This window comes from Moorena sp. SIO2C4, from assembly GCF_010672485.1.
Taxonomy (GTDB): Bacteria; Cyanobacteriota; Cyanobacteriia; order Cyanobacteriales; family Coleofasciculaceae; genus Moorena; species Moorena producens.
In genome coordinates, this window is record NZ_JAAHGN010001379.1 from 1 (window position 1) to 1,599 (window position 1,599).

General features: G+C 41.3%; 1 protein-coding gene. It reads right to left on the reverse strand.

Going from position 1 to position 1,599, the window contains the following annotated elements:
* Positions 1–242: 242 nt before the first annotated feature.
* A complete protein-coding gene (locus tag F6K20_RS37780) occupies positions 243–647 on the reverse strand; it encodes a hypothetical protein (protein ID WP_008185272.1) in 405 nt (134 codons plus the stop codon).
* Between the last annotated feature and the right edge of the window lie 952 nt (positions 648–1,599).

The window sequence follows — 1,599 nt, forward strand, 5'->3', positions numbered from 1 at the left end:
GCAAAAAGCAACGGCGAGTCCCATTGAGGAATACGCTCGCCGTTGGTGGATATGGGTTAGAAGTGGAGTATTGAAGGTTGAGTTGCCAGAAGAAGGTAACGGAGCGATCGCCCCGTTACCTTTCTACCCTACGGCAAAGGTTTTACTTCCTTAATTACCAATAATTATCATTCTGTTTGTAGAATGTTTGATTTTTTGGAAGTCCTTTGTGATCTGCAACCTGCGGATGCTCCTTAGACTTTTTACGCTTTGTGACAACCCTCTACATCCATGTATATATCCCATGGTAGTGCGTCACGAACTATTACTTGGTAGAATGGCTCCACACCTTCAAACACGTGATCATAAGAAGTGGGTTGATCAGAGCTATACCCCGGAACAGGAAGATTTTCAACATAATCATGGGGACCGGGTGGATCTACAATCAATGATATTGTTTGTTGGTCTTCTTCAAAGCTTATAAAGCTGACATCCAGTGACGATGCTGGCCCATCTATAACATCTAGTATATACTGAGAAGATCCCTCGGCCAAGAGAATAAAGCGAGGTTCGACATAACATTCCGCAGCTTGCGCACTACCAACGATCATTACTAGGGACAGGCAAAACACCAACATCCCTTTCAACACCTTGTGGACTACTTGCATTTTGAACTTCTCCTTTTTAGGTTATTGCAGGGAGCATGTCACTTATGTAGAACATTTGTACTATACCTCTAGCCCCCTCATGGGTTTACATAAGCTTGCTGTGATGGTACTGTAGTTCATTTGTTCTGCAACCCTTGACCTGCTCCCCCCAGTTCCTAATTCTTAGTTGGAACAATGTAATACTAGCCCTGTTATATATCTCTTATTCTCATAAAACTCAGATCAAACCTCATATAAAAACTCATATAAAAACTCAGATCAAACCTCATATCAAACTCATAAACCTCATATCAAACCTCATAAATCTCATATCAAACCTCATAAACCTCATATCAAACCTCATATCAAACCTCATAAACCTCATATCAAACCTCATAAACCTCATATCAAACCTCATATCAAACCTCATAAACCTCATATCAAACCTCATATCAAACTTCATATAAGTACAGGGTCAACGGGGAGTAGGTCAAAATAATAGAACAAATGAACTACTTGACAAAATCACAAAAATAATTTACATACCTTGCTTACATTGTGTGTAGCGCTATATTATTCAGCATTCTGTAGGGTGGGCATTGCCGGTTTACTTACCCAAATCCTGCCCAAATTTATCTGAGCAATGCCCACCAAGCAGGGTACCCATGGCCGGTTTCTGAACCAATGCCCACCCTACGATTATTGTGGATTGGTGGGCATTGCCCATTTCATTGCTCGCCGTTCAATCATGATCTTGATCAGCAATGCCCACCCTACGATGATGGTGGATTGGTGGGCATTGCCCATTTCATTGATCCGCGTTCAATCATGATCTTAATCAGCAATGCCCACCCTACTTGCTATTCACGCTCCTTCTTACAAAAATCATGAGCCTTATTGTTAATCTTATCAATAAGATCAGTTACCTCAGCCGGAGGATTAGGCATCAGATAAATTTCCCGTAATGCATCTG